General features: G+C 63.4%; 17 protein-coding genes. 12 read left to right on the top strand and 5 right to left on the bottom strand.

The features are described from left to right. Window positions 1-7: 7 nt before the first annotated feature. Window positions 8-4,747, bottom strand: coding sequence for a glutamate synthase-related protein (locus tag HV765_RS19435; RefSeq protein WP_175170673.1), 4,740 nt, complete (start codon window positions 4,745-4,747; stop codon window positions 8-10). Between the two features lie 430 nt (window positions 4,748-5,177). Next, window positions 5,178-5,942 carry a hypothetical protein gene (locus HV765_RS19430; RefSeq protein WP_175170672.1) on the bottom strand — a complete coding sequence of 255 codons (765 nt, stop codon included), beginning with the start codon at window positions 5,940-5,942 and terminating at the stop codon, window positions 5,178-5,180. A 231-nt stretch (window positions 5,943-6,173) separates the two neighbouring features. Between HV765_RS19430 and fghA the strand changes: the two genes are divergently transcribed. The 3 genes from fghA (at window position 6,174) to rpoH (ending at window position 8,841) form a co-directional block, all read left to right on the top strand. Next, a complete protein-coding gene (gene fghA / locus HV765_RS19425) occupies window positions 6,174-7,040 on the top strand; it encodes an S-formylglutathione hydrolase (RefSeq protein ID WP_054421062.1) in 867 nt (288 codons plus the stop codon). A gap of 98 nt (window positions 7,041-7,138) precedes the next feature. Next, window positions 7,139-7,828 carry a hypothetical protein gene (locus HV765_RS19420; RefSeq protein WP_175170671.1) on the top strand — a complete coding sequence of 230 codons (690 nt, stop codon included), beginning with the start codon at window positions 7,139-7,141 and terminating at the stop codon, window positions 7,826-7,828. A 128-nt stretch (window positions 7,829-7,956) separates the two neighbouring features. Continuing rightward, window positions 7,957-8,841, top strand: a complete 885-nt coding sequence (rpoH, locus tag HV765_RS19415; protein ID WP_054421064.1) for an RNA polymerase sigma factor RpoH — start codon at window positions 7,957-7,959, stop codon at window positions 8,839-8,841. Window positions 8,842-9,219: 378 nt separating this feature from the next. Here the strand turns inward: rpoH and cpdA are convergent, their stop codons facing one another. Next, window positions 9,220-10,056 carry a 3',5'-cyclic-AMP phosphodiesterase gene (gene cpdA / locus HV765_RS19410; protein WP_175170670.1) on the bottom strand — a complete coding sequence of 279 codons (837 nt, stop codon included), beginning with the start codon at window positions 10,054-10,056 and terminating at the stop codon, window positions 9,220-9,222. Between the two features lie 188 nt (window positions 10,057-10,244). Between cpdA and HV765_RS19405 the strand changes: the two genes are divergently transcribed. Further along, window positions 10,245-13,055 (top strand): cation:proton antiporter, encoded by a 2,811-nt coding sequence (locus HV765_RS19405; RefSeq protein ID WP_254600639.1) that lies wholly within the window; start codon window positions 10,245-10,247, stop codon window positions 13,053-13,055. Window positions 13,056-13,057: 2 nt separating this feature from the next. Here the strand turns inward: HV765_RS19405 and HV765_RS19400 are convergent, their stop codons facing one another. Beyond that, window positions 13,058-13,864: an NUDIX hydrolase gene (locus HV765_RS19400; RefSeq protein WP_175170669.1), complete on the bottom strand. Its 807-nt coding sequence runs from the start codon at window positions 13,862-13,864 to the stop codon at window positions 13,058-13,060. 301 nt (window positions 13,865-14,165) lie between these two features. Here HV765_RS19400 and coxB point away from each other — a divergent pair, with 301 nt between their 5' ends. From coxB to HV765_RS19380, 5 genes are all read left to right on the top strand, one after another. Continuing rightward, on the top strand, window positions 14,166-15,323 hold the full coding sequence (gene coxB / locus HV765_RS19395; protein WP_175170668.1) for a cytochrome c oxidase subunit II: 1,158 nt from the start codon (window positions 14,166-14,168) through the stop codon (window positions 15,321-15,323). Between the two features lie 104 nt (window positions 15,324-15,427). Next, entirely contained in the window at window positions 15,428-17,035 is a 1,608-nt protein-coding gene (ctaD, locus tag HV765_RS19390) for a cytochrome c oxidase subunit I (protein WP_054421068.1), read from the top strand. 31 nt (window positions 17,036-17,066) lie between these two features. Beyond that, the gene (locus HV765_RS31720) at window positions 17,067-17,192 is read left to right on the top strand and encodes a cytochrome oxidase small assembly protein (RefSeq protein ID WP_217483375.1); all 126 of its coding nucleotides are present in this window, start codon (window positions 17,067-17,069) and stop codon (window positions 17,190-17,192) included. 9 nt (window positions 17,193-17,201) lie between these two features. Further along, complete coding sequence (locus tag HV765_RS19385) at window positions 17,202-17,426, top strand: DUF2970 domain-containing protein (protein ID WP_054421069.1); 225 nt, start codon at window positions 17,202-17,204, stop codon at window positions 17,424-17,426. A gap of 37 nt (window positions 17,427-17,463) precedes the next feature. Further along, window positions 17,464-18,339 (top strand): cytochrome c oxidase subunit 3, encoded by an 876-nt coding sequence (locus HV765_RS19380; protein ID WP_054421070.1) that lies wholly within the window; start codon window positions 17,464-17,466, stop codon window positions 18,337-18,339. Window positions 18,340-18,443: 104 nt separating this feature from the next. On the opposite strand, the gene HV765_RS19375 is transcribed toward HV765_RS19380, so the two are convergent. Continuing rightward, window positions 18,444-18,644: a twin transmembrane helix small protein gene (locus tag HV765_RS19375; protein ID WP_006216871.1), complete on the bottom strand. Its 201-nt coding sequence runs from the start codon at window positions 18,642-18,644 to the stop codon at window positions 18,444-18,446. A gap of 39 nt (window positions 18,645-18,683) precedes the next feature. Here HV765_RS19375 and HV765_RS19370 point away from each other — a divergent pair, with 39 nt between their 5' ends. The 3 genes from HV765_RS19370 (at window position 18,684) to HV765_RS19360 (ending at window position 21,330) form a co-directional block, all read left to right on the top strand. Beyond that, window positions 18,684-19,577, top strand: coding sequence for an SURF1 family protein (locus HV765_RS19370; RefSeq protein ID WP_175170667.1), 894 nt, complete (start codon window positions 18,684-18,686; stop codon window positions 19,575-19,577). Window positions 19,578-19,662: 85 nt separating this feature from the next. Next, window positions 19,663-20,244, top strand: a complete 582-nt coding sequence (locus HV765_RS19365) for an SCO family protein (RefSeq protein ID WP_054421383.1) — start codon at window positions 19,663-19,665, stop codon at window positions 20,242-20,244. A 51-nt stretch (window positions 20,245-20,295) separates the two neighbouring features. Then, a complete protein-coding gene (locus HV765_RS19360; protein WP_054421384.1) occupies window positions 20,296-21,330 on the top strand; it encodes a COX15/CtaA family protein in 1,035 nt (344 codons plus the stop codon). The last annotated feature ends 5 nt before the right edge of the window (window positions 21,331-21,335 follow it).

Genomic DNA, 21,335 nt, shown 5'->3' with positions numbered 1-21,335 from the left:
GTATCCCTCACGCAGCCAGTTGTTGCTGGTTGGCTGCACGCCACATTTCACCCAATGCGCGACGGTAGTCCGTCGGCATGACCTTTACGAATTTGCCGCGCGAGGCTTCCCAGTCGCCCAGGATCTCGCGGGCGCGGTAGCTGCCGGTGTAGCGGAAGTGATCTTCCACCAGGCGGCGCAGGATGGTTTCATCCGTCTCGCGTTCGCCACCGCGCTGCGCGCTGTGCCAGATGTCGATATTGTTCAGCGCTTGCTGCTCTGCATGCGGCGCCACGCCTTCCAGTTCAACCATCGACAGGTTGACGCGGTGCTTGAGCGTGCGTTCCGGGTCCCACACATAGGCCACGCCGCCCGACATGCCGGCTGCGAAGTTGCGGCCCGTGGCGCCCAGCACCACGACCGTGCCGCCCGTCATGTATTCGCAACCGTGGTCGCCCGTGCCTTCGACCACCGTCGCCGCGCCCGAGTTACGCACCGCGAAGCGTTCGCCGGCCACGCCGTTGAAGAATGCTTCGCCTGCCAGCGCGCCATACAGCACGGTGTTGCCGGCAATGATGTGGTCGGGGCCGAAGCCGCGGAAGTCGTTGGGCGAGCGCACGATGATGCGTCCGCCGGACAAGCCCTTGCCGACGTAGTCGTTGCCTTCGCCCACCAGGTCCATCGTGATGCCGTGCGCCAGGAACGCGCCGAAGCTTTGGCCGGCGGTGCCGTTGCACTGAATGTGGATGGTGTCGTCGGGCAGGCCGTCGTGGCCGTAGCGCGAGGCCACGGCGCCCGACAGCATGGCGCCGATCGTACGGTTGCGGTTGCGCACCGGCACGATGAACGACACCTTTTCGCCACGTTCCAGCGCGGGGCGGCTGCGGTCGATCAACTGGTGATCCAGCGCGCCGGCCAGGCCGTGATCCTGCTCTTCGGTCTGACGCACGTCGGCGTCGGATTGCGTTTGATGGAACACGCGGGCGAAGTCCAGCCCTTGCGCCTTCCAGTGCTCAACGCCCGAACGCATGTCCAGCAGATCGGCGCGGCCGATCAGGTCGTCGAACTTGCGGATGCCCAGCTGCGCCATGATTTCGCGGACTTCTTCGGCGATGAAGAAGAAGAAGTTCACGACGTGTTCCGGCTTGCCCTGGAATTTCTTGCGCAGGACGGGGTCTTGCGTGGCCACGCCCACCGGGCAGGTGTTCAGGTGGCACTTGCGCATCATGATGCAGCCTTCAACGACGAGCGGCGCCGTCGCGAAACCGAATTCATCAGCGCCCAGCAGCGCGCCGATGACGACGTCGCGGCCGGTCTTCATCTGGCCGTCGGCCTGCACGCGGATGCGGCTGCGCAGGCGGTTCAAGACCAGCGTTTGTTGCGTTTCGGCCAGGCCCAGTTCCCAAGGCGTGCCCACGTGCTTGATGGACGACACCGGGGATGCGCCCGTGCCGCCGTCATGGCCGGCGATCACGACGTGGTCAGCCTTGGCTTTGGCGACACCAGCGGCCACCGTGCCCACGCCCACTTCGGACACGAGCTTGACCGACACCGACGCCTTGGAATTCACGTTCTTCAGATCGTGGATCAGCTGAGCCAAGTCTTCGATGGAATAGATGTCGTGGTGCGGCGGGGGCGAAATCAGGCCCACGCCCGGCACCGAGTAACGCAGCTTGGCGATGTATTCCGACACCTTGTGGCCGGGCAGCTGGCCGCCTTCGCCGGGCTTGGCGCCCTGCGCCATCTTGATCTGGATCTGATCGGCCGACGACAGGTACTCGGCCGTCACGCCAAACCGGCCCGACGCCACCTGCTTGATCTTCGAGCGCAGCGAATCGCCCTTCTTCAGCACGACGTCGGCTTCGATGCGGTCCGAACCCAGTAGCGAGGCCAGCGTGTCGCCGTCCTTGATGGTGCTCTTGCCTTCGCGCATTTCGGCGCGGTAGCGCAGTTCATCTTCGCCGCCTTCGCCCGTGTTCGACTTGCCGCCGATGCGGTTCATGGCAACGGCCAGCACCGAGTGCGCTTCGGTCGAGATCGAACCCAGCGACATGGCGCCGGTGGCAAAGCGCTTGACGATGTCCTTGGCCGATTCCACGTCATCCAGCGGGATGGCGCGCGACGGCTCGAAGCGGAATTCGAACAAGCCGCGCAAGGTCATGTGGCGACGGCTTTGGTCGTTGATGATCTGCGCGTATTCCTTGTACGTGCGGTAGTTGTTGGCGCGCGAAGCGTGCTGCAACTTGGCGATGGAATCCGGCGTCCACATGTGCTCTTCGCCGCGCACGCGGTAGGCGTATTCGCCGCCTGCCTCCAGGTCGTTGGCCAGCACCGGGTCGGTGCTGAAGGCGGCGCGATGCTGGCGCAGCGCTTCTTCGGCCACTTGGAAGATGCCGATGCCTTCGATGTTGGACGACGTGCCGGTGAAGTACTTGTTCACCAGGTTGCTTTGCAGGCCCACCGCTTCGAAGATCTGCGCGCCGGTGTAGGACATGTAGGTCGAAATGCCCATCTTGGACATGACCTTGTTCAAGCCCTTGCCGATCGCCTTGATGAAGTTCTTCACGGCCTTTTCGGGGTCATTCATCTTGCCCAGCGATTCCAGCGCCAGGTAGGGGTGAATGGCTTCGGCGCCGTAGCCGCCCAGCAGCGCAAAGTGGTGCACTTCGCGCGCGGAGCCGGTCTCGACGACCAGGCCGGTGTTGGTGCGCAGGCCGGCGCGGATCAAGTGCTGGTGGACGGCCGAGGTGGCCAGCAGCGCGGGGATGGCCACGCGCTCGCTGTCGACCAGGCGGTCCGACACGATCAGGATGTTGTAGCCGCTTTGCACGGCATCAACGGCGCGCGCGCACAGCGCGGCCACGCGGGCTTCAATGCCCTCGGGGCCCCAGGCGGCGGGGTACGTGATGTCGAGTTCGAAGCTGCGGAATTTCTTGCCCGTGACTTGCTCGATGTCGCGGATCTGCGCCATGGCGGCGAAGTCCAGCACCGGCTGGGACACTTCCAGACGCAGCGGCGGGTTGACGTTATTGATGTCCAGCAGGTTGGGCTTGGGGCCGATGAACGACACCAGCGACATCACCAGCTGTTCGCGGATGGGGTCGATGGGCGGGTTCGTGACCTGCGCAAACAGTTGGCGGAAGTAGTTGTAGAACGGCTTGGCGCGGTCAGACAGCACGGCCAGCGGGGCGTCGTTGCCCATCGAGCCGATCACTTCTTCGCCGGTGGACGCCATGGGTTCCAGGATGAACTTGTAGTCTTCCTGGGTCCAGCCGAAGGCTTGCTGGCGGTCCAGCAGCGACACGGCCGATTGCGTGGCAACGGCCACCTGACGCGGCGCGGGCAGCGATTCCAGCTTGATCTGCAGGCGTTCGATCCACTGGCGGTACGGGCGGCTGTTGGCCAGTTGCAGCTTGATCTCGGCGTCGTCGATGATGCGGCCTTGTTCCAGGTCGATCAGGAACATCTTGCCCGGCTGCAGGCGCCACTTCTTGACGATGCGGTTTTCGGGAATCGACAGCGTGCCGGCTTCGGACGCCAGGATGACCATATCGTCATCAGTGACCAGATAGCGGGCAGGGCGCAGGCCATTGCGGTCCAGCGTGGCGCCGATCTGGCGGCCATCGGTGAAGGCAACCGCGGCGGGGCCGTCCCACGGCTCCATCATGGCGGCGTGATATTCGTAGAACGCGCGGCGCGACTCGTCCATCTGCGTGTGCTGTTCCCAGGCTTCCGGGATCATCATCATCATGGCGTGGGCCAGCGAGTAGCCCGAATTCACCAGCAGTTCCAGGCAGTTGTCGAACGTGGCGGTGTCCGACTGGCCTTCGTAGACGATGGGGTACAGCTTCTTCAGATCGTCGCCCAGCACGGCCGACTGCATCATGCCTTCGCGGGCGCGCAGCCAGTTGAAGTTGCCCTTGACCGTGTTGATTTCACCGTTGTGCGCAATCATGCGGTACGGGTGGGCCAGCGGCCAGGCGGGGAACGTGTTGGTCGAAAAGCGCTGGTGCACCAGCGCCAGGGCGGACACCGTGCGGGTGTCGGCCAGGTCGCGGTAGTAGCGGCCAACCTGGTCGGCCAGCAGCAGGCCCTTGTAGACCACGGTGCGCACCGATGCCGACGGCACGAAATATTCCTTGCCGTGAGCCAGATGCATGTTCTGGATGGCGTGGCTGGCGGTCTTGCGGATCACGTACAGCTTGCGTTCCAGTGCGTCCGGCACCATCACGTCGGCGCCGCGGCCGATGAACAGCTGGCGGATCACGGGCTCGCAATCGCGCACGGTGGGCGACATGGGCATGTCGACGTCCACCGGCACATTGCGCCAGCCCAGCACCACTTGGCCTTCCGCGCGCACCGAGCGTTCCAGCTCTTGCTCACAGGCCAGGCGCGAGGCGGTTTCCTTGGGCAGGAACACCATGGCCACGCCGTACTCGCCCGGAGGCGGCAGGATGATGCCTTGCTGGCTGAGTTCGTCGCGGTAGAGCGTGTCCGGAATCTGAATCAGGATGCCCGCGCCGTCGCCCATCAGCTTGTCCGCACCGACCGCGCCGCGGTGGTCCAGGTTTTCCAGGATCTTCAGACCCTGCTGGATGATCGCGTGGCTTTTCTTGCCCTTGATATGCGCAACAAAACCAACGCCGCAGGCGTCATGTTCGTTCTTGGGGTGGTAGAGCCCTTGAGCCGCAGGCAAACCGATGCGGCTGGCATCGATAGGGGTCGCCTTGGGGGTGGGACAGGATTCGATCGGGGTAATTTGGGGCATGGCGCGCTCCGCAGTGAGCCTGCGTCGTAATGTTGCAGTGCAGGAGACGGACAATACCCCCGCTGCAAGTAGGGTGCAACTGGAACAATAGGGGTGTGACCCTAATTATATTGATGCTCCATCATAGGGCATAAATATAGGGACACAACAACGGCCACGCCGTTATTGGCTTGGCAGAGAGGGGCTTTGTGCCGCTGCCGCTGAAGGGTAGTGAAATCCCTATTTATGGCTTTATCTGTCCCTAAATAAAGCGACAATTTTGCTGCGGAATATCAATATCGCCTGTGGCGAAAACTGCACAGGTTTGCCGGCTTCGGGGCGCACAGGCGCAATGGCCGGACCGTTGCCGAATCAATGGGTGTCGCCGCCGACGGGATCAAGCCCAACGGCGAATGCTGCGAAAAACCCGCCGGAGAGGCGGGTTCGGGTATCAGGATGACGTCGTGGGCGTTGAGCTCGTCGGCGTAGCCGGGGAGGTTTCCGCGTCAGCGGACGCCGGAGCGGCAGGCTTCTTGCGCGGACGGCCGCGCTGACCGGGGGCCACGCGCCGGCTGGCGGTATGGGCCAGGCTGGCGATGAAGCTCGCGCCGCCCAATGCCCATTGACCCGACACGGCTTGGTCAATGCGCTGCGATTCTTCGCGCGACAGGCCGTCTTGCAGGCGTTTGCGGTAATTGGCTTGGCGGTCGAATGGCGTGTTGCCACAAGCCCAGTAATCCGCGTGATCGGATTGCCACTGCGCGGGCGCCGCTGTCGTGTTGCCGGTGTGGCTCGCCGCGGACGACCAGGGCCAGGAATCAGGGTCTTGCGAAGCGCCACTGCGCACCGGGTACGTTTCCAGCCAGACCAGCGCCGGCAATACCCAAGCGCCCGGCTCCAGCAGCGCAGAGCGGTAACGCCCCGCGAACACCCGGCCGCCGCGCAGGCGCGCCGCCAGGTTGCGGCCCAGCGTCTGCATCAGCCGGGGCAGGCCTTCCTCGTCAGCGGGCGTGGCCAGCAACAGGATGCGGTCATTGGCAAGCAGCCAGCCGTGAACCGACACGCGATGGCGCTGAGCGGATTCGCCCAGCCAGGTTGCGAGTTGATTTAGTATGTCGGCGGGCGCTGGTTGCGACGGCGCGGCCAGCGGCGAAATGAAGTTGGCCTGCACCAGTTGGGGCAGCCCGGGGGCGTACAGACGGGGCAGTCGGGCCATAGTGTCAGGGCTTGCGTATCTGGAAGAACGGGTTGTCTTCGCTCACGGTATATAAATAGTGCCACGGTGGGCGCTGGTCAAGTCCCGTGATCACAAATCGGGCACGGAATCCATTTTTTTTGTCATTCGGCCGCTTTCGAGTGCAGGTTAACATTCGGCGACGGAACGTCGTACCGTGGATATACCCTAACCCGTCGACGTTTTTTTCACCCCCCTGACCGGAGAAAATCCATGCCCACGGCCTTGGAGCTCATTTCCCAGCATCGCTGCTTTGGCGGTACGCAGCGCTACTACCGCCATGAGTCCGCCCAGATCGGCCTGCCCATGCGATTTTCGGTCTACGTGCCGCCGCAGGCCGACAACGGCCCCGTGCCCGTGCTGTTCTATCTGGCGGGCCTGACCTGCACCGAAGAGACCTTCATGATCAAGGCGGGCGCCCAGCGTCTGGCTGCTGAACTTGGCGTGATGCTGGTCGCGCCTGACACCAGCCCGCGCGGCGCCAACGTGGCGGGTGAAGAAGAAAGCTGGGACCTCGGCACGGGCGCCGGCTTCTATGTGGACGCCACCACGCCGGCCTGGCGTGACCACTACCGCATGTACAGCTACGTCACCGAAGAACTGCACGGCATCGTCACGGGCGGCACCCTGCCCGGCGACGCGTCCCGCACCGGCATCTTCGGGCACTCCATGGGCGGTCACGGCGCACTGGTGCTGGCGCTGCGCAACCCCGCCAAGTTCCGTTCGGTATCCGCGTTTGCGCCCATCGCCGCGCCCAGCCAGTGCCCCTGGGGCAAGAAGGCTTTCGGCGCCTACCTGGGCGACAACCCCGCCGAGTGGGCAGCTTACGACGCGTCGGCGCTGATGCGCGGCCTGAAGCGGCCCTTCCCCGGCGGCATCCTGATCGACCAGGGCGAATCAGACCAATTCCTGGCTGAACAGTTGTATCCCGAGGTATTCGAAGCCGCCTGCGCCGCCGCCGATCAGCCCTTGTCGCTGCGCCGCCAGCCCGGCTACGACCATGGCTACTACTTCATCTCGACCTTCATCGAGGATCACATCCGGTTTCACGTCGAACGGCTTGGAAAACCGGCGGGCTGAAGACGCCCTTCTATACTGGGGAGCCTGCCGCGGCAGGCTCGCGGCGCCCTGGGCGCGACGGGCTGGAACCCGCGGTGTTCTGAATAGGAACGCCTGATTTGATCAACGGTATCGCTCCCTTTGTCTGGATTCTTCTGGGCGCCGTCGTCGTATTCCTGCCGGGCATCGTCATGTTGCTGGGCCGCGGCGGCCCGCGCGACGAGCGTGGCCGCAAGATGTTCCAGTTCCGGCCGGTGCGCCGCCTGTTCGGCTTGATGCTGGTGTTGCTGGGCTGCGTGTCCGGTTTGCTGGCGTTGTCACTGGTGCAGTTTTTCCGCCTGACCACGGATGAATCCGTGGCCCGCGTTGAAATCGCCCAGCAGGCGGACGGCCAGTTCCAGCTTACGACCACCGCACCCGGCATCGGCCCTAAACAATATGTACTGTACGGCGACCAATGGCAGATCGACGCGCGCGTCGTGCGCTGGAAGCTGCCTGCGCTGATGGCGGGCGTGCCGCCGTTGTATCGCCTGGAACGTTTGTCCGGCCGCTATAGCGATACGGCGCGTGAAGCCTCGGCCACGCGCTCGGTCCATGCCTTGGACGACTGGCCCGCGCCCGACTTGGGCTCGCTGAAGAAAAGCTTTCCGAACTGGCTCCCCTTTGTCGATGTCCAATTTGGCAGCGGCGCCTACATGCCCATGTTTGATGGCGCGAAGTATCAGGTCTTTATGGACCCCCGCGGCGCCTTGTTCATCCGTCCGGACGGCGAGGCTACGGCAGAGGGGTTAAAGCGTCTGGGCTGGTAGAAATATATGGGGACGCGTCACGGAATTGAAACTTTGACGCACCGCAATAGTCCTATTAGCACTCCCTTTACTAGAGTGCTAACATCGAATCCATGTCGTTATCCCCTTGCTTTCCGGAGACCCCCGCTATGAAACAACCCAGTACCTCGTTGGCCGCTTCCGGCAACGCCCTGGCGTTGGCCATTGCCAATCCGGGCGCACTTGGCACGATCGACGCGTATATCTCTTCGGTCAACCGCCTGCCGGTGTTGTCCGCCGAACGCGAAACCGAGCTGGGCCGCCGCCTGCGTGACCAGGAAGACCTGGGCGCCGCGCGCGAACTGATTCTGTCCCACCTGCGTCTGGTGGTGTCCGTTGCCCGCCAGTACCTGGGCTACGGGTTGCCCCACGCTGACCTGATCCAAGAAGGCAACGTCGGCCTGATGAAGGCCGTGAAGCGTTTCGACCCCGAGCGCGGTGTGCGCCTGGTGTCGTTCGCCGTGCACTGGATCAAGGCTGAAATCCACGAATACATCATCCGCAACTGGCGCTTGGTCAAGGTGGCCACCACCAAGGCCCAGCGCAAGCTGTTCTTCAATCTGCGCAGCATGCGCCCCGACGGCCAGACGCTGGACCCTGAACAGGTCGATCACATCGCGCGCGAACTGAACGTGCGCCGCGAAGACGTCAGCGAAATGGAAGTGCGCCTGTCCGGCCGCGACATGTCGCTGGAAAACCAGGACGACGATGACGACAGCTACGCGCCCATCGCCTATCTGTCTGACGACGGCCGCCAGGAACCGACCCGCGTGCTGGAACGCGCCGCGCGCGATCAGCTGCAAAGCACCGGCCTGACCGGCGCGCTGGATGCGCTGGACGCCCGCTCGCGCCGCATCGTTGAAGCGCGCTGGCTGCAAGACGATGGCGGCGCTACGCTGCACGAATTGGCGCAAGAGTTCGGCGTGTCCGCTGAACGCATTCGCCAGATCGAAGCGGCTGCACTGAAAAAGATGCGCGGCAATCTGGCGGCGTAATCCGCCGGGGATGAACCTGCACGATGTTCGCAAGAAGGGCCGCTCGCAAGCGGCCCTTTTCTTTGGACGCGATCGTCACGGTCACTATGCACCTACATGGCAAGCGCTATGCATCGCTCAGGCGTCTTGGCGTATCAACGGCGCCACTAGGCATCGCGCAGCAGCGCCCACACCGCAACAATAAATTGATACAAATTCAGGCTCAAATTTCTGCGGATTGCAGAAACTTAATGGGGATCGGCCCGCCTAACTTTATGTAGACCGCGAACTTCGGTTAGCAGTCTTGTCATCCGTCTCGGCTTCTCCTCTTTCCCCTCCCCTATGAGACGGATGCTTGCGGGGCACCACATATATTTCATATATCTGGTGCCCCGTTTTTTATGCGGCTTGCGCGTCGTCTGGCGCCAGCGCCGTATGCCACAGCGCGTCCTGCACGCGACGCACGCCCGTGGCCATCGACCCATCCTGATAGAGCTTGATCCAGCGGTAGCCGGGCGCCATGTTGTCGACTACGTGCTTGCCATCGCGAATGCTGAACTGGAAGCAGGTAGAAGGCGTGGCCAGCATGCGCAGGTTATGGCGGCGGCGGTCGAACTCGTGATGCACATGCCCCCACAACAGCACACGCACCTGCGGCCAGCGCGTCAGCCGCTTGAACAGCACCTGCGGGTTGTCGATCATCATCGAGTCATGCCAATGGCTGTCGATCTGCATGGGGTTGTGGTGCATCGCCACCAGGGTGTGGCGGCCGGGCGCGGCCTCCAGCGCCGCTTCCAGCATATCCAATTGGCTGTCTGGCAAATGGCCGGCGTTGGAGCCGGGCACGGTGGTGTCCAGCGTGACCACGCGCCAAGCGCCAACGTCGGTCACGGGCGTTGACCACTGCGGCAATTCCTGGCGCATCACGGCCGGCTGGTCGTGGTTGCCCGGCAGGCAGCGGATCTGTGCACCCGCCAACGAGCCGGCCTCGCCCAGAATGGCGGCAAAGCGGCGATACGCGGCGGCCTCGCCATCTTGGGACAGGTCGCCGGTGGCCAGCAGCAGGTCGGGATGCTTGCCGTCGGCCTCGATCTGGCGCAACACCGCGCGCAGGCTCGCGTCGGTATTGACGCCCAGCATCGCGACGTCGGGTTCGCCGAACAAATGGCTGTCGGTCAACTGGACGAGCATGGCGGGGGCGTCGTGACGCCGGGCCAGGGAATGGACGCGGGGCAAGTGCCGCTCCTGCGAAGTTTGCACGATTGCACATTACCCAAAAAACATCGCACGGCGCGTATCTGGCGCCGGGCTTGGGGTAACGAAACGTGCATTCTCTAACGCATCCAGGCCGGGGCCTAGGAAAAAAGCCGCTATTCTTTGGGAAAATTCTTAACTGCTCAAATGATCGGGACGCGGCGCTACCCATGGATGTAGGTTTTCTCGTATTCGGCCTGGCCGGTCTTCTCACACTGGTCTGCTTCATGCCTCCGCTGGCCGGCCGCCTCAAGCTGCCGTACTCGGTGCTGCTGGCTATTGTCGGCTGTCTGCTGGGCATCATTATTCATGTGCATGGCTGGGCGCCCAGCTGGATTGCTGACTTCCTGGATTCGCTGGAACGCTTTGAGATTTCGTCCGAAACGTTCCTGATGGTGTTCCTGCCGGTGCTGCTATTTGAGACCGCGTTGTCGATGAACGTGCGCCGCCTGATGGACGACATCGGCCCCATTCTCATGATGGCCATCGTGGCCGTCGTGGTTTGTACGGTGGTGGTGGGCGTGACGCTGGATGCGATCTCGCCCTATGGGATGGTGGTTTGCCTGCTGCTAGGCGCCATCGTCGCTACGACGGACCCGGTTGCGGTGGTGGGCATCTTCCGCGAAGTGGGCGCGCCCAAGCGGCTGACGACGCTGGTCGAAGGCGAAAGCCTGTTCAACGACGCGGCGTCCATCGCCTTGTACTCGGTGCTGCTGGCCGTGCTGAGCGGCCATGGCGAACTGACCGTCAGCGGCATCTTCAACGATTTCATCGTGCACTTCATCGGGGGCGGCATCGCCGGCTTTGCGATGGGGCGTCTGGCTTGCTTTCTGTTCGCGTGGCTGCGCGGGTTTCCCACGGCCGAGATCACGCTGACGCTGACGCTGGCGTATCTGTCGTTCTTTATCTCGGAGCATTATCTGAACGTGTCGGGCGTGGTCGCCACGGTGATCGCCGGTTTGGTCGTGGGGTCTACCGGCCGCACGCGCATGTCGCCTACCACCTTCGAATACCTGTCCAGCGCCTGGGAGCAGTTTGGCTTCTGGGCCAATTCGCTGATTTTCCTGTTCGCGGCCATGCTGATCCCGAAGCTGATGGCCGCAGCCGATTGGCAGGAACTGGTGCTGGTGGCCGTGGTGTTCGTGGCGACCCTGGTCGCCCGCGCCATTGTGGTGTTTGGCCTGCTGCCGTTGCTGGGGCTTACCCGGCTGGGCACCAAGGTCAGCAACCCGTACAAGGTGGTGATGTTGTGGGGGGGCTTGCGCGGCGCCGTGTCGCTGGCGCTGGCGCTGGCGGTTACCGAGCAGACCGGTGTGGCCGAAGAGGCGCGCCAGTTCATCGCGGTGGCCACCACCAGTTATGTGCTGCTGACGCTGTTCATCAACGGCATCAGCCTGCGGCCCTTGATTCGCATGCTGGGCTTGAACCAACTGTCGTCGGTGGAGCGCACGATACGCAATCAGGCGCTGGCCGTGGCGCTGGAAGATCTGCAAGGCAAGACGGATGAAGTCGCCAAGACCGAGCACATCGGCACCGAAGTCCGCGACCGTATCCGCGCCGTGTTCGACGCCAGCCTGACCAGCGTGCACGACGGCCAGGTCAGCCAGATGAGCGACGAGCAGCGTGTGGCGGTGGGCCTGGCCATCGTGGCGCAGCGCGAAGAGGAAATGTTCTTCGACGTGCTGAAGGCGCAGATCGTCGACTGGCGCATGGCCGAAGCCTTGCTGGCGCGGGCCGAACGGCTGGAGGACGCCATCCGGCTGGGCGGCGTGCCGGGCTTTGAGCGCGCCATTGTGGCCGACGTGCGTTATTCCACCGCCTTCCGTCTGGCGCTGCGCATGCATTATCTGTTTGGCTTCCAGGGGTGGCTGGCGCGCGAGCTTGGCCAGCGATTCGCCAACTTGATGAGCAAGCGCTCCGTCGCGCAGCGGCTAATCGTTTTTGCGCGCGAACAGATCACGCCATTGCTGGGCGAAGAAGCCACCCAGCGCATCGTGGCGCTGCACCAGCGTCGCCTGGACCTGATCGAAAGCGCCATGCAGGCGCTGAATCTGCAATATCCGTCCTACGCGCAGTGGCTGCAGGAAAGCTATTTAGGCCGCGTGGCGCGCGAGCTGGAACGCATCCGCTATCGCGACATGCTTGAGCAATTCCTGATCAGCGGCGAGGTCTACGCCGACCTGATGGCGCAGTTAAAGAGCCGCTGGGCGCATATCGACAAGCACCCGCCGCTGGACATCGAAATGAGCGCGGCCGAACTGATCAAGCGCGTGCCGCTGTTTGAAGGGCTGTCGCCCGATTCGCTGCGCGCGATCAGCAAGCTGCTCAAGCCGCGTTTGTCGCTGCCGGACCAGCGCGTGTTGACGCAGGGGCGTCATGGCGAAGAGATGTGTTTTGTGGCCTCGGGCGCCGTGGCCGTGCACCTGCCGGACAACACCATGATCGAGTTGGGCAGCGGCGAATTCTTTGGTGAACTCGGGCTGTTGGGCGAACAGCAGTTGACGCCGGACGTGACCTCGTTGGGCTACAGCAAGCTGCTGATGCTGTCATCACGCGATTTCCACGCCCTGCTGGCGCGCGACGAACATCTGCGTGAACGGATTCAGGTCGTGGCCAAGCAGCGCCTGCGCGCCATTGAAGTGTGGAAGCAGTTTTCGCAAGCGTCGGCCACGCCGGCCACGCCAGCACCCGCACCCGCCTCGGCGCTGAGCCCCGCGCAGGCCGCGGAAGCGGCGGAAGCTGCAGGGGCGGAAACACCAGCAGCACCAGCAACACCAGCAACAAATCCTGCGACGAATCCTCCGGCCGCCGTCCCGTCTTCTGCGCCCGCTGCGCCCGCTGCGCCCGCTGCGCCCGCTGCGCCCGCGGCATCCGCTGCCCCGGCAGCACCGGTCCCACGCGAAGACCTATCCGAAGCTCACGCGCCGCGTGATGACGGCGCGCCCGCTATCCTGGGCGAGCCGGGGGTTGCCCCGCGCTAGGTTCAGATCTGGCCGGCGGCCTGGCGTTGCATGATGTCTTCGACCAGCACCAGCGCCGCCTCCAGCGTGAACTCGCCGTCGGTGATCTGGCGCACCACCGTCGACACCTCCGCGACCGCGATTTCCATGACTTCGCCGTCTCGGTTGGCCGGCCGGGCATCGGCCGCCAGCACGCAGGTGCTGGTCAGCACGTCTTCCACCTGATAGCCCTCGGGCAGCCGGCGATGAATGCGCAGGATCGTACGCAAGGGCGTGCGCTGCGCGAGATCCGGCGCGTCCAGGCCCGCTTCTTCGCCGCATTCGCGCACCAGCGCAAGCTCCAGGTCTTCACCGCTGCCGGCCAATCCGCCGACGAGCGTATCCCACATACCGGGATCAGTGGACTTGCTGAGCGCGCGCCGCGCGACCCAGATGCGGCCGTCCGGGGTCCAGGCGTTGAGATGCACGGCCTTGGTCAACAGGCCCAACGGACGGACCGCTGCGCGTTCGATCACGCCCAGCGGCGCTTCGCCATCCATGACATCCAGCAATTCGTCGCGCCATCCGCGCAAGCAGTTGGCTTGGCGCAACAGTTCGGCCGTCTGTTCCAGCACGGCATTGAGCGCCGCGCCGGGAGTCAGCGCCGCACCGATATGCAAAGCGGTGTCGTCACAGTCGATGCCGGGGGCGCCGCGCAGCGCATCGCACGCGGCATGCGTCGCCCAGCCGCAGCGGCGGCCCGCTATATATAAAGCGTGCGCGCCATCGGGAGCGGGTTCTTGTGCGCGCGCGCACAGCTCGGCATACAAATCGGACAACTGCTTGGGCATGGGTGAGCGTCGTGATGAGGTTGCCGCTGATTTTATGCCACACGGTTTACAGCGGGCGTCAAGGGGTGGACGGGTGGCGCGTGCAGATGGGGGCGGGCGCCATGAATTCAAGAGGCTTGTCTTACATCTGTTTGCGTGTCCGCTATAATCCGCCAGTTTCTTTGTGATTTCGAGTGGGAACGCGGGGGCCGCTCTATCTTCCCTGCTTAACCCTGCCATCTAATAATTGCGCGTAGTCCTGTTGAAGTGACACTCGTGCCACTAGGCGACAAGGGCCCTCGCGCCGTGTTTCGAGGTAAGCATGAAGAAGTGGAGAGGGATACTGGGGGCTTGTGCGATGCTGATTGGCAGCGTGGCCAGTGCTCAGGTGCAAGACATGCCCGGCGGCCCGAAGGTCAATCAGCTGAACCTGCATGAAGGCGTGACAGCAATATCACGCGACATCATGTGGCTGCACTGGCTGTTGCTCACGATCTGTATCGTGATCTTCATCGGTGTGTTCGGAGTGATGTTCTACTCCATCTGGGCGCACCGGAAGTCACGGGGGCACAAGGCCGCAACCTTCCATGAGCATCTGGGCGTGGAAGTTGCCTGGACGGTCATCCCCTTCATCATCGTCATCGCCATGGCGCTACCGGCCACCAAGACGGTCGTGGCCATGAAAGACACATCAAGCGCCGACCTCACCATCAAGGTCACCGGCTATCAATGGAAGTGGGGGTACGAGTACCTCGACGGCTCCGCCGCTGGCGTCAAGTTCCTGTCCACGCTGTCCACGCCCCGCGCGCAGATCGAGAACCGCGAGCCCAAGGGCGAGTTCTATCTGATGGAAGTGGACAACCACATGGTGGTCCCGGTGGACAAAAAGGTCCGGGTCGTACTGACCGCGGCCGACGTGATCCACTCGTGGATGATTCCCGACTTCGGCGTCAAACAGGATGCCATCCCCGGCTTCCTGCGCGACGCCTGGTTCCGTGCTGAAAAACCCGGCATCTATCGCGGGCAATGCGCGGAACTCTGTGGCAAAGACCACGCCTTCATGCCCATCGTTGTTGAAGTGCTGGCGCAAGCCGACTACGACAAATGGGTAGAAGACCAAAAGAAGAAGATGGCGGCGAACGCCGACGATCCTAATAAAGAGTGGACGGAAGCCGAACTGGTTGCCCGTGGCGAAAAAGTCTTCGCCGCCAATTGCGTAGCCTGTCACCAGGCCAACGGCAAGGGCATTCCGGGCAGCTTCCCACCGCTTGACGGAGACAAGGTTGTTCTGGGCCCCAAGGCCGAACAGATCAACACCGTGCTGAAGGGCAAGCCCGGCACCGCGATGGCGGCATTCGGCGGGCAGCTCAATGATGTCGAGATCGCAGCGGTCATCAGCTATACGCGCCATGCCTGGAGCAATGCAGGCAAGGGGCAGGACCCGACGGTTCTACCGAAGGACGTCGCGGCTGCGCGTTGATTGCGCACCCACGTTCCTCCACCGATAGAACCGGTTCCGTTTAGTTAGAGATACCCTGCCGGTCCCGTGGATCGGGGCCGGCACTCAGCAGGAAGGAGTCCATCATGAGCAGCGTCACTGTAGACCACGTGTCGCCGGGCCACGGCCACGGTCACGATGACCACCATCACGCCATGCCCACGGGCTGGCGCCGCTGGCTATTCGCCACGAACCATAAAGACATCGGGACGATGTATCTCATCTTCTCGTTTGCCATGTTGCTGGAAGGCGGCACGCTCGCCTTGCTGCTGCGTACCGAATTGTTCGAGCCGGGCTTGCAGTTCTTCCGCCCCGAACTGTTCAACCAGTTCACGACCATGCACGGCATCATCATGGTGTTCGGCGCCATCATGCCGGCCTTCGTGGGCTTTGCGAACTGGATGATCCCGATGCAGATCGGCGCATCCGATATGGCGTTCGCGCGCATGAACAACTTCAGCTTCTGGCTGCTGCCGGTGGCCGCGATCATGCTGACGGCATCGTTCTTCGTGCCGGGCGGCGCCACCGCCGCGGGCTGGACGCTGTATGCGCCGCTGTCCTTGCAGATGGGTCCGGGTATGGACCTGGGCATCTTTGCGATGCACTTGATGGGCGCGTCCTCGATCATGGGCGCGATCAACATCATCGTGACCATCCTGAACATGCGCGCGCCCGGTCTCACGCTGATGAAGATGCCGCTGTTCTGCTGGACCTGGCTGATCACCGCCTTCCTGCTGCTGGCCGTGATGCCGGTGCTGGCCGCCGCCATCACCATGGTGCTGACCGACCGCCACTTCGGCACGGGCTTCTTCAACGCAGCCGCAGGCGGCGACCCGGTCCTGTACCAGCACGTGTTCTGGTTCTTCGGGCACCCCGAGGTCTACATCATGATCTTGCCGGCGTTCGGTATCGTGTCGGCGATTGTGCCGGCCTTTGCCCGCAAGAAGCTGTTCGGCTACGCCTCGATGGTGTACGCCACCGCGTCGATTGCCGTGCTGTCCTTCATTGTGTGGGCGCACCACATGTTCACGACGGGCATGCCGGTGACCGGGCAGCTCTACTTCATGTACGCCACCATGCTCATCTCCATCCCGACTGGGGTGAAGGTGTTCAACTGGGTCGCCACGATGTGGCGCGGCTCCATGACGTTCGAAACCCCGATGCTGTTCTCCATCGGCTTCATCTTCGTGTTCACGATGGGCGGCTTTACCGGCCTGATCCTGTCGGTGGCCCCGATCGATATCCAGGTGCACGATACCTATTACGTGGTGGCGCACTTCCACTACGTGCTGGTGGCGGGTTCGCTGTTCGCGCTGTTTGCCGGCGCCTACTACTGGGTGCCGAAGTGGACGGGCCGCATGTACAGCGAAAAGCTGGGCAAGCTGCATTTCTGGTCGACGCTGATCTCGTTCAACGTGACCTTCTTCCCGATGCACTTCCTGGGCCTGGCCGGCATGCCGCGCCGGTACGCCGACTACGCCGCGCAGTTCACGACGTTCCACCAGATGGCCACCATTGGCGCGTTCTGGTTCGGCTTGTCGCAACTGATTTTCCTGTACGCGATTCTGCGTTGCTACATGGGCAAGGGCGAACCCGCGGCCGCCAAGCCGTGGGAAGGCGCCGAAGGGCTGGAATGGACGGTGCCGTCGCCCGCGCCGTTCCACACCTTCGAAACCCCGCCCGAAGTGAAGTGAACCCGTCTTTCATGTTCCAGGTAGCACAGCAATGACACCCGAGCAGCGCCGCCGTAACAAGATTGCAGGACTGGTCCTCGTGGCCTTTGTCATCGCTGTGTTTGCCTGGACCGTGTTGCGCGGTTCAGCGTTGCTGACAGGAAACGCGGTCAATTAGGCCCGAAACATGAGCGACGACCTGCACGAAACCACCCGGCGCAAGCTGAGTTTCCTTCAGACGATGAAGGCGGTGGCGTGGGGGTTCTTCGGCGTGCGCAAGGGCGCGGGCTACCGGGAAGACAGCGCCAAGCTGAACCCGGTGCACGTGATTCTGGCTGGGCTGCTGGCAGCGGCAATCTTCGTGACTGTGCTGGTATTAATTGTGCGTTGGGCGGTTTCAAGCCTGACTTGAATCACTTAATCTATAAATCTGTACCAGGGAGAAAGCCATGAGTGCAAGCCACTCGGTTCAAGGTAAAGAGGCACCGTACTACTTTGTGCCCGCCGACTCGGGTCACCCCGTGCGTACGGCGGTGGCGCTGCTGTTCATGGGGCTGGGCGCCGCAGCCTGGATCAACGGCGTCAGCTGGGCCAAGTGGTCCGTGCTGGCCGGGTTCATCGGCTTGATCGTGGTGCTGTACTACTGGTTTGGCGACGCCATCCAGGAATCTGAAGCGGGCTTGAACAGCAAGCGCATCGACGGCTCGTACCGTTGGGGCATGAGCTGGTTCATCTTCTCGGAAGTGATGTTCTTCGCGGCGTTCTTCGGCGCGCTCTGGTATACGCGCACCATCACCACCCCGTGGCTGGGCGACATCGACCACCGCCTGATGCTGTGGCCTGACTTCAAGGCCGCCTGGCCCAACTTCGGCCCGGCCGGCGTGGTTGAGGAATTCCAGACGGTTGGCCCGTTCTGGCTGCCCACGATCAACACCGCGCTGCTGCTGTCCTCGGGTGTCACGCTGACCATCGCCCACCATGCGCTGCGCGAAAATCATCGTGGCAAGACGATGTTCTGGCTGGCCGCAACCGTCATCCTGGGCTTTGTCTTCGTGGCCTGTCAGGCCGCCGAATACCATCACGCCTATACCGAGCTGAACCTGAAATTCAATTCGGGCGCATACGGTTCGCTGTTCTACATGCTGACCGGTTTCCACGGCTTCCACGTGATTTTGGGCGCCACGATGTTGACGGTGATCCTGGTGCGCCTGATGCGGGGACACTTCACCGCCGACCACCACTTCGGCTTCGAAGGCGCGGCGTGGTACTGGCACTTTGTGGACGTGGTGTGGCTGGGCCTGTACTTGTTCGTGTACTGGTTCTGACGCCTGACGTGCCCGCTTGCGGGCACGTGTGATGGATAACGCGCGGGAACTCCTCGGCAACAACGCTGTCGATTAACCCGCGCTACCCATCCTGCCTGGGGCCATCAGCGCAGCCCCGTGCTTTCGATCCAGCCCATGTGATGGGCGAACAGCACGAACAGGAATAGCGCAACCGAAAGTCCGATGCGCACGGTCAGCGCATTGACGGTGCGGCTGGTGGACCCTTTGTCCCGCATCAGATAGACCAGGGCGGATGCCAGACTGGCCAGAATTCCGATGAAGGCCAGTACGACGAAAACGCGCATGGTGGTCTCCGGACAAAATAGAGTGATTAGCAACGATACATGGCCCGACCGCACTCCACCCGCTACACGGTAGCTGCCCTACTTCTGCTTGGTATCGCCGTGGTGATTCTGGCGTCGCTCGGGCAGTGGCAGTTGCGTCGCAGCGATGAGCGACGCGCCATTCTGGCCGCTATCGAAGCCGGCCGCAAGCAAGCGCCGGTGCAGCTCACCCCCGCCACGCCCTCTGATTCGCTGGTACCTTGGCGCGTGGCGCAGGCGACTGGCACATGGTTGCCGCAATTCAGTGTACTGCTCGACAACCGCAATCACGATGGCCGCCCGGGCTATTGGCTGGCCACGCCGCTGCTGCTGGATTCGACCTCACGGCAAGCGGTGCTGGTGCTGCGTGGCTGGCTGCCGCGAGTGATTCAGGGCCAGGGCGAACCGGTGTTGCCCGCCACGCCCGAAGGGCCGCAAACGGTGACCGGCGAGTTGTCCGAACGCGTGCCGCGCATGTTCGAACTGTGGTCGTTGGGCGGGCAGGACCAATCCGCCCTGCCGGCGTTACCGGCGGCGGACGGCAAAACGCCGCAAGTGCAGAACCTGCCGCTGGACACCTACGCGCGCGCCACGGGCCTGAACCTCTTGCCTGTCGTGTTGAGCCAGACCAGCCAGCCCAGCCTGCCCAGCGACGCCAGCCAGCCCAGCCAGCCCAGCCAGACCAGCGAAGCCAGCCAGTCCGGCCAGTCCGGCCAGCCCGGCCAAACCAGCCCGGCCAGCGCCGACGGTCTCATACGCGACTGGCCAGAACCGCCCGTCGATTTTCAGAAGAACACGTCCTACGCCGTGCAGTGGTTTGCGTTTGCTTCGATTGCCGCCATCGCATGGCTGGTGGTGCTGGGGGGCGCCATCAAGCGCATGCGCCAGCGCGCAGAGCCAGGCCCCCGGGCCTGATCGCGCGCATCAATGAACGACTCTTCCAGGATATAAAGTGGCTCGCGACATTTCATCCAACCCGCCTGCGCGCAAGCGCTCGCTGATGCCGATGGTGCTGGTGTTTCTGTGTTCGCTGGCGCCCATCGTGGGCGCCTTCGTGGTGTACATGAACCCGCAATGGTGGCCGTCGGATTCCGCCAACTACGGCACGCTGGTGTCGCCGCAACGGCCGATGCCGGCTGCCAATGAACTGAAGCTGACCACGCTGGACGGCAAGCCGTTTGACCTGCAAAGCCTGAAAGGCAAATGGTTGCTGCTGGCGGCCGACGGCGCGGCGTGCCCGGAAAGCTGCGCCCGCAAGCTCTACATTACGCGCAACACGCACGCCAGCCAGGGCAAGAACGTGGACCGCCTGGCGCGGGTCTGGTTCATTACCGACGATGCGCCGGTGCCGGACAAGGTGCTGGAAGCGTATCAAGGCACGGTCATGCTGCGCGTGAATCCGGATCAGCTGGCGCACTACCTGCTGGCGCGCGATTCGGCCGCCGGGCAGCCCGCCCTGCAAGACCCGATCTGGGTGATCGACCCGCTGGGCAACCTGATGATGCAGTACCCTGCCGACGCTGACGGCGTGAAAGTCCGCAAAGACATCAGCAAGCTGGTCTATAACTCGCGCATTGGCTAAGGGAGTCTTTCCCGGCGAGTGCGCATGTGTGTGCATTTTTATTTGGTTGACATGGAACGCATCAAAGCGCGTTATCGCAAGCTCGTATTTTTCACCTGGTTCCTGACGCTGGACTTGATCATGTTCGGCGCCTTCGTGCGCCTGACGGACTCCGGCCTGGGCTGCCCCGACTGGCCCGGCTGCTACGGCAGCGCGACGCCGCTGGGCGCCATGGGCGACATCCACGAAGCCTCCCAGGCCATGCCGTTCGGCCCGGTGACCTTGTCCAAAGCCTGGATCGAAATGATCCATCGCTACGTCGGAACGATTCTGGGCATGCTGATCATCGGCATCGTCTACATGGCGTGGCGCTATCGCCGCGAACTGGGCCGTTCGCCGGCGCTGGCCATCACGACGCTTGTCGCCGTGTGCGTGCAGGGCGCGTTTGGCGCCTGGACCGTTACGCATAAGCTGATGCCAGCCGTGGTGACGTCGCATCTGGTGTTCGGGCTGTCGGTGCTGGCGCTGATGACCTGGTTGTCCGCGCGTGAACGCCCGCACCTGGCCATTGCCGCGGCTGCGGCGCGCTGGAAACCCTGGGTGGCCGTGGGCTTCGGCTTGCTGCTGGTGCAAGTGACGTTAGGTGGATGGGTCAGCACCAACTACGCTGCGCTGGCCTGCATGGACTTTCCCATGTGCCACGGGAAATGGGTGCCGGACATGGACTTCCACGGCGGGTACTCCGTGATCCGGGGCCTGGGAGAACTGCCATCTGGCGAGATGATTTCCCAGCCCGCACTCACCGCCATCCACTGGGTGCATCGCAATTTCGCCTTCGTCGTGTTCCTGTACCTGGGCACGCTGGCCTGGCGCCTGCGGGCGGAACCCGGCCTGCGCGGCCCCGCCACGCTGATGCTGGCATTGCTGGCCGCGCAGTTGTTTACCGGCCTGACGACCATCTTCTTCCAGTGGCCGCTCTTGATCGCGGTGCTGCACAATGGGGGCGCCGCCGGCCTGACCTTGGCTGCCGTGGTGCTGATGGTGCGTTTGTCCACGGCGGGACGCGCGCCGACGGGGGGCTATGGCCCCAATTCGGTGCGCGTTTAAAATAG

Source organism: Achromobacter kerstersii, assembly GCF_902859595.1.
Taxonomy (GTDB): domain Bacteria; phylum Pseudomonadota; class Gammaproteobacteria; order Burkholderiales; family Burkholderiaceae_B; genus Achromobacter; species Achromobacter kerstersii.
The sequence above is the reverse complement of the archived record's forward strand: the minus strand, read 5'-3'. Positions and strand labels throughout refer to the sequence as shown.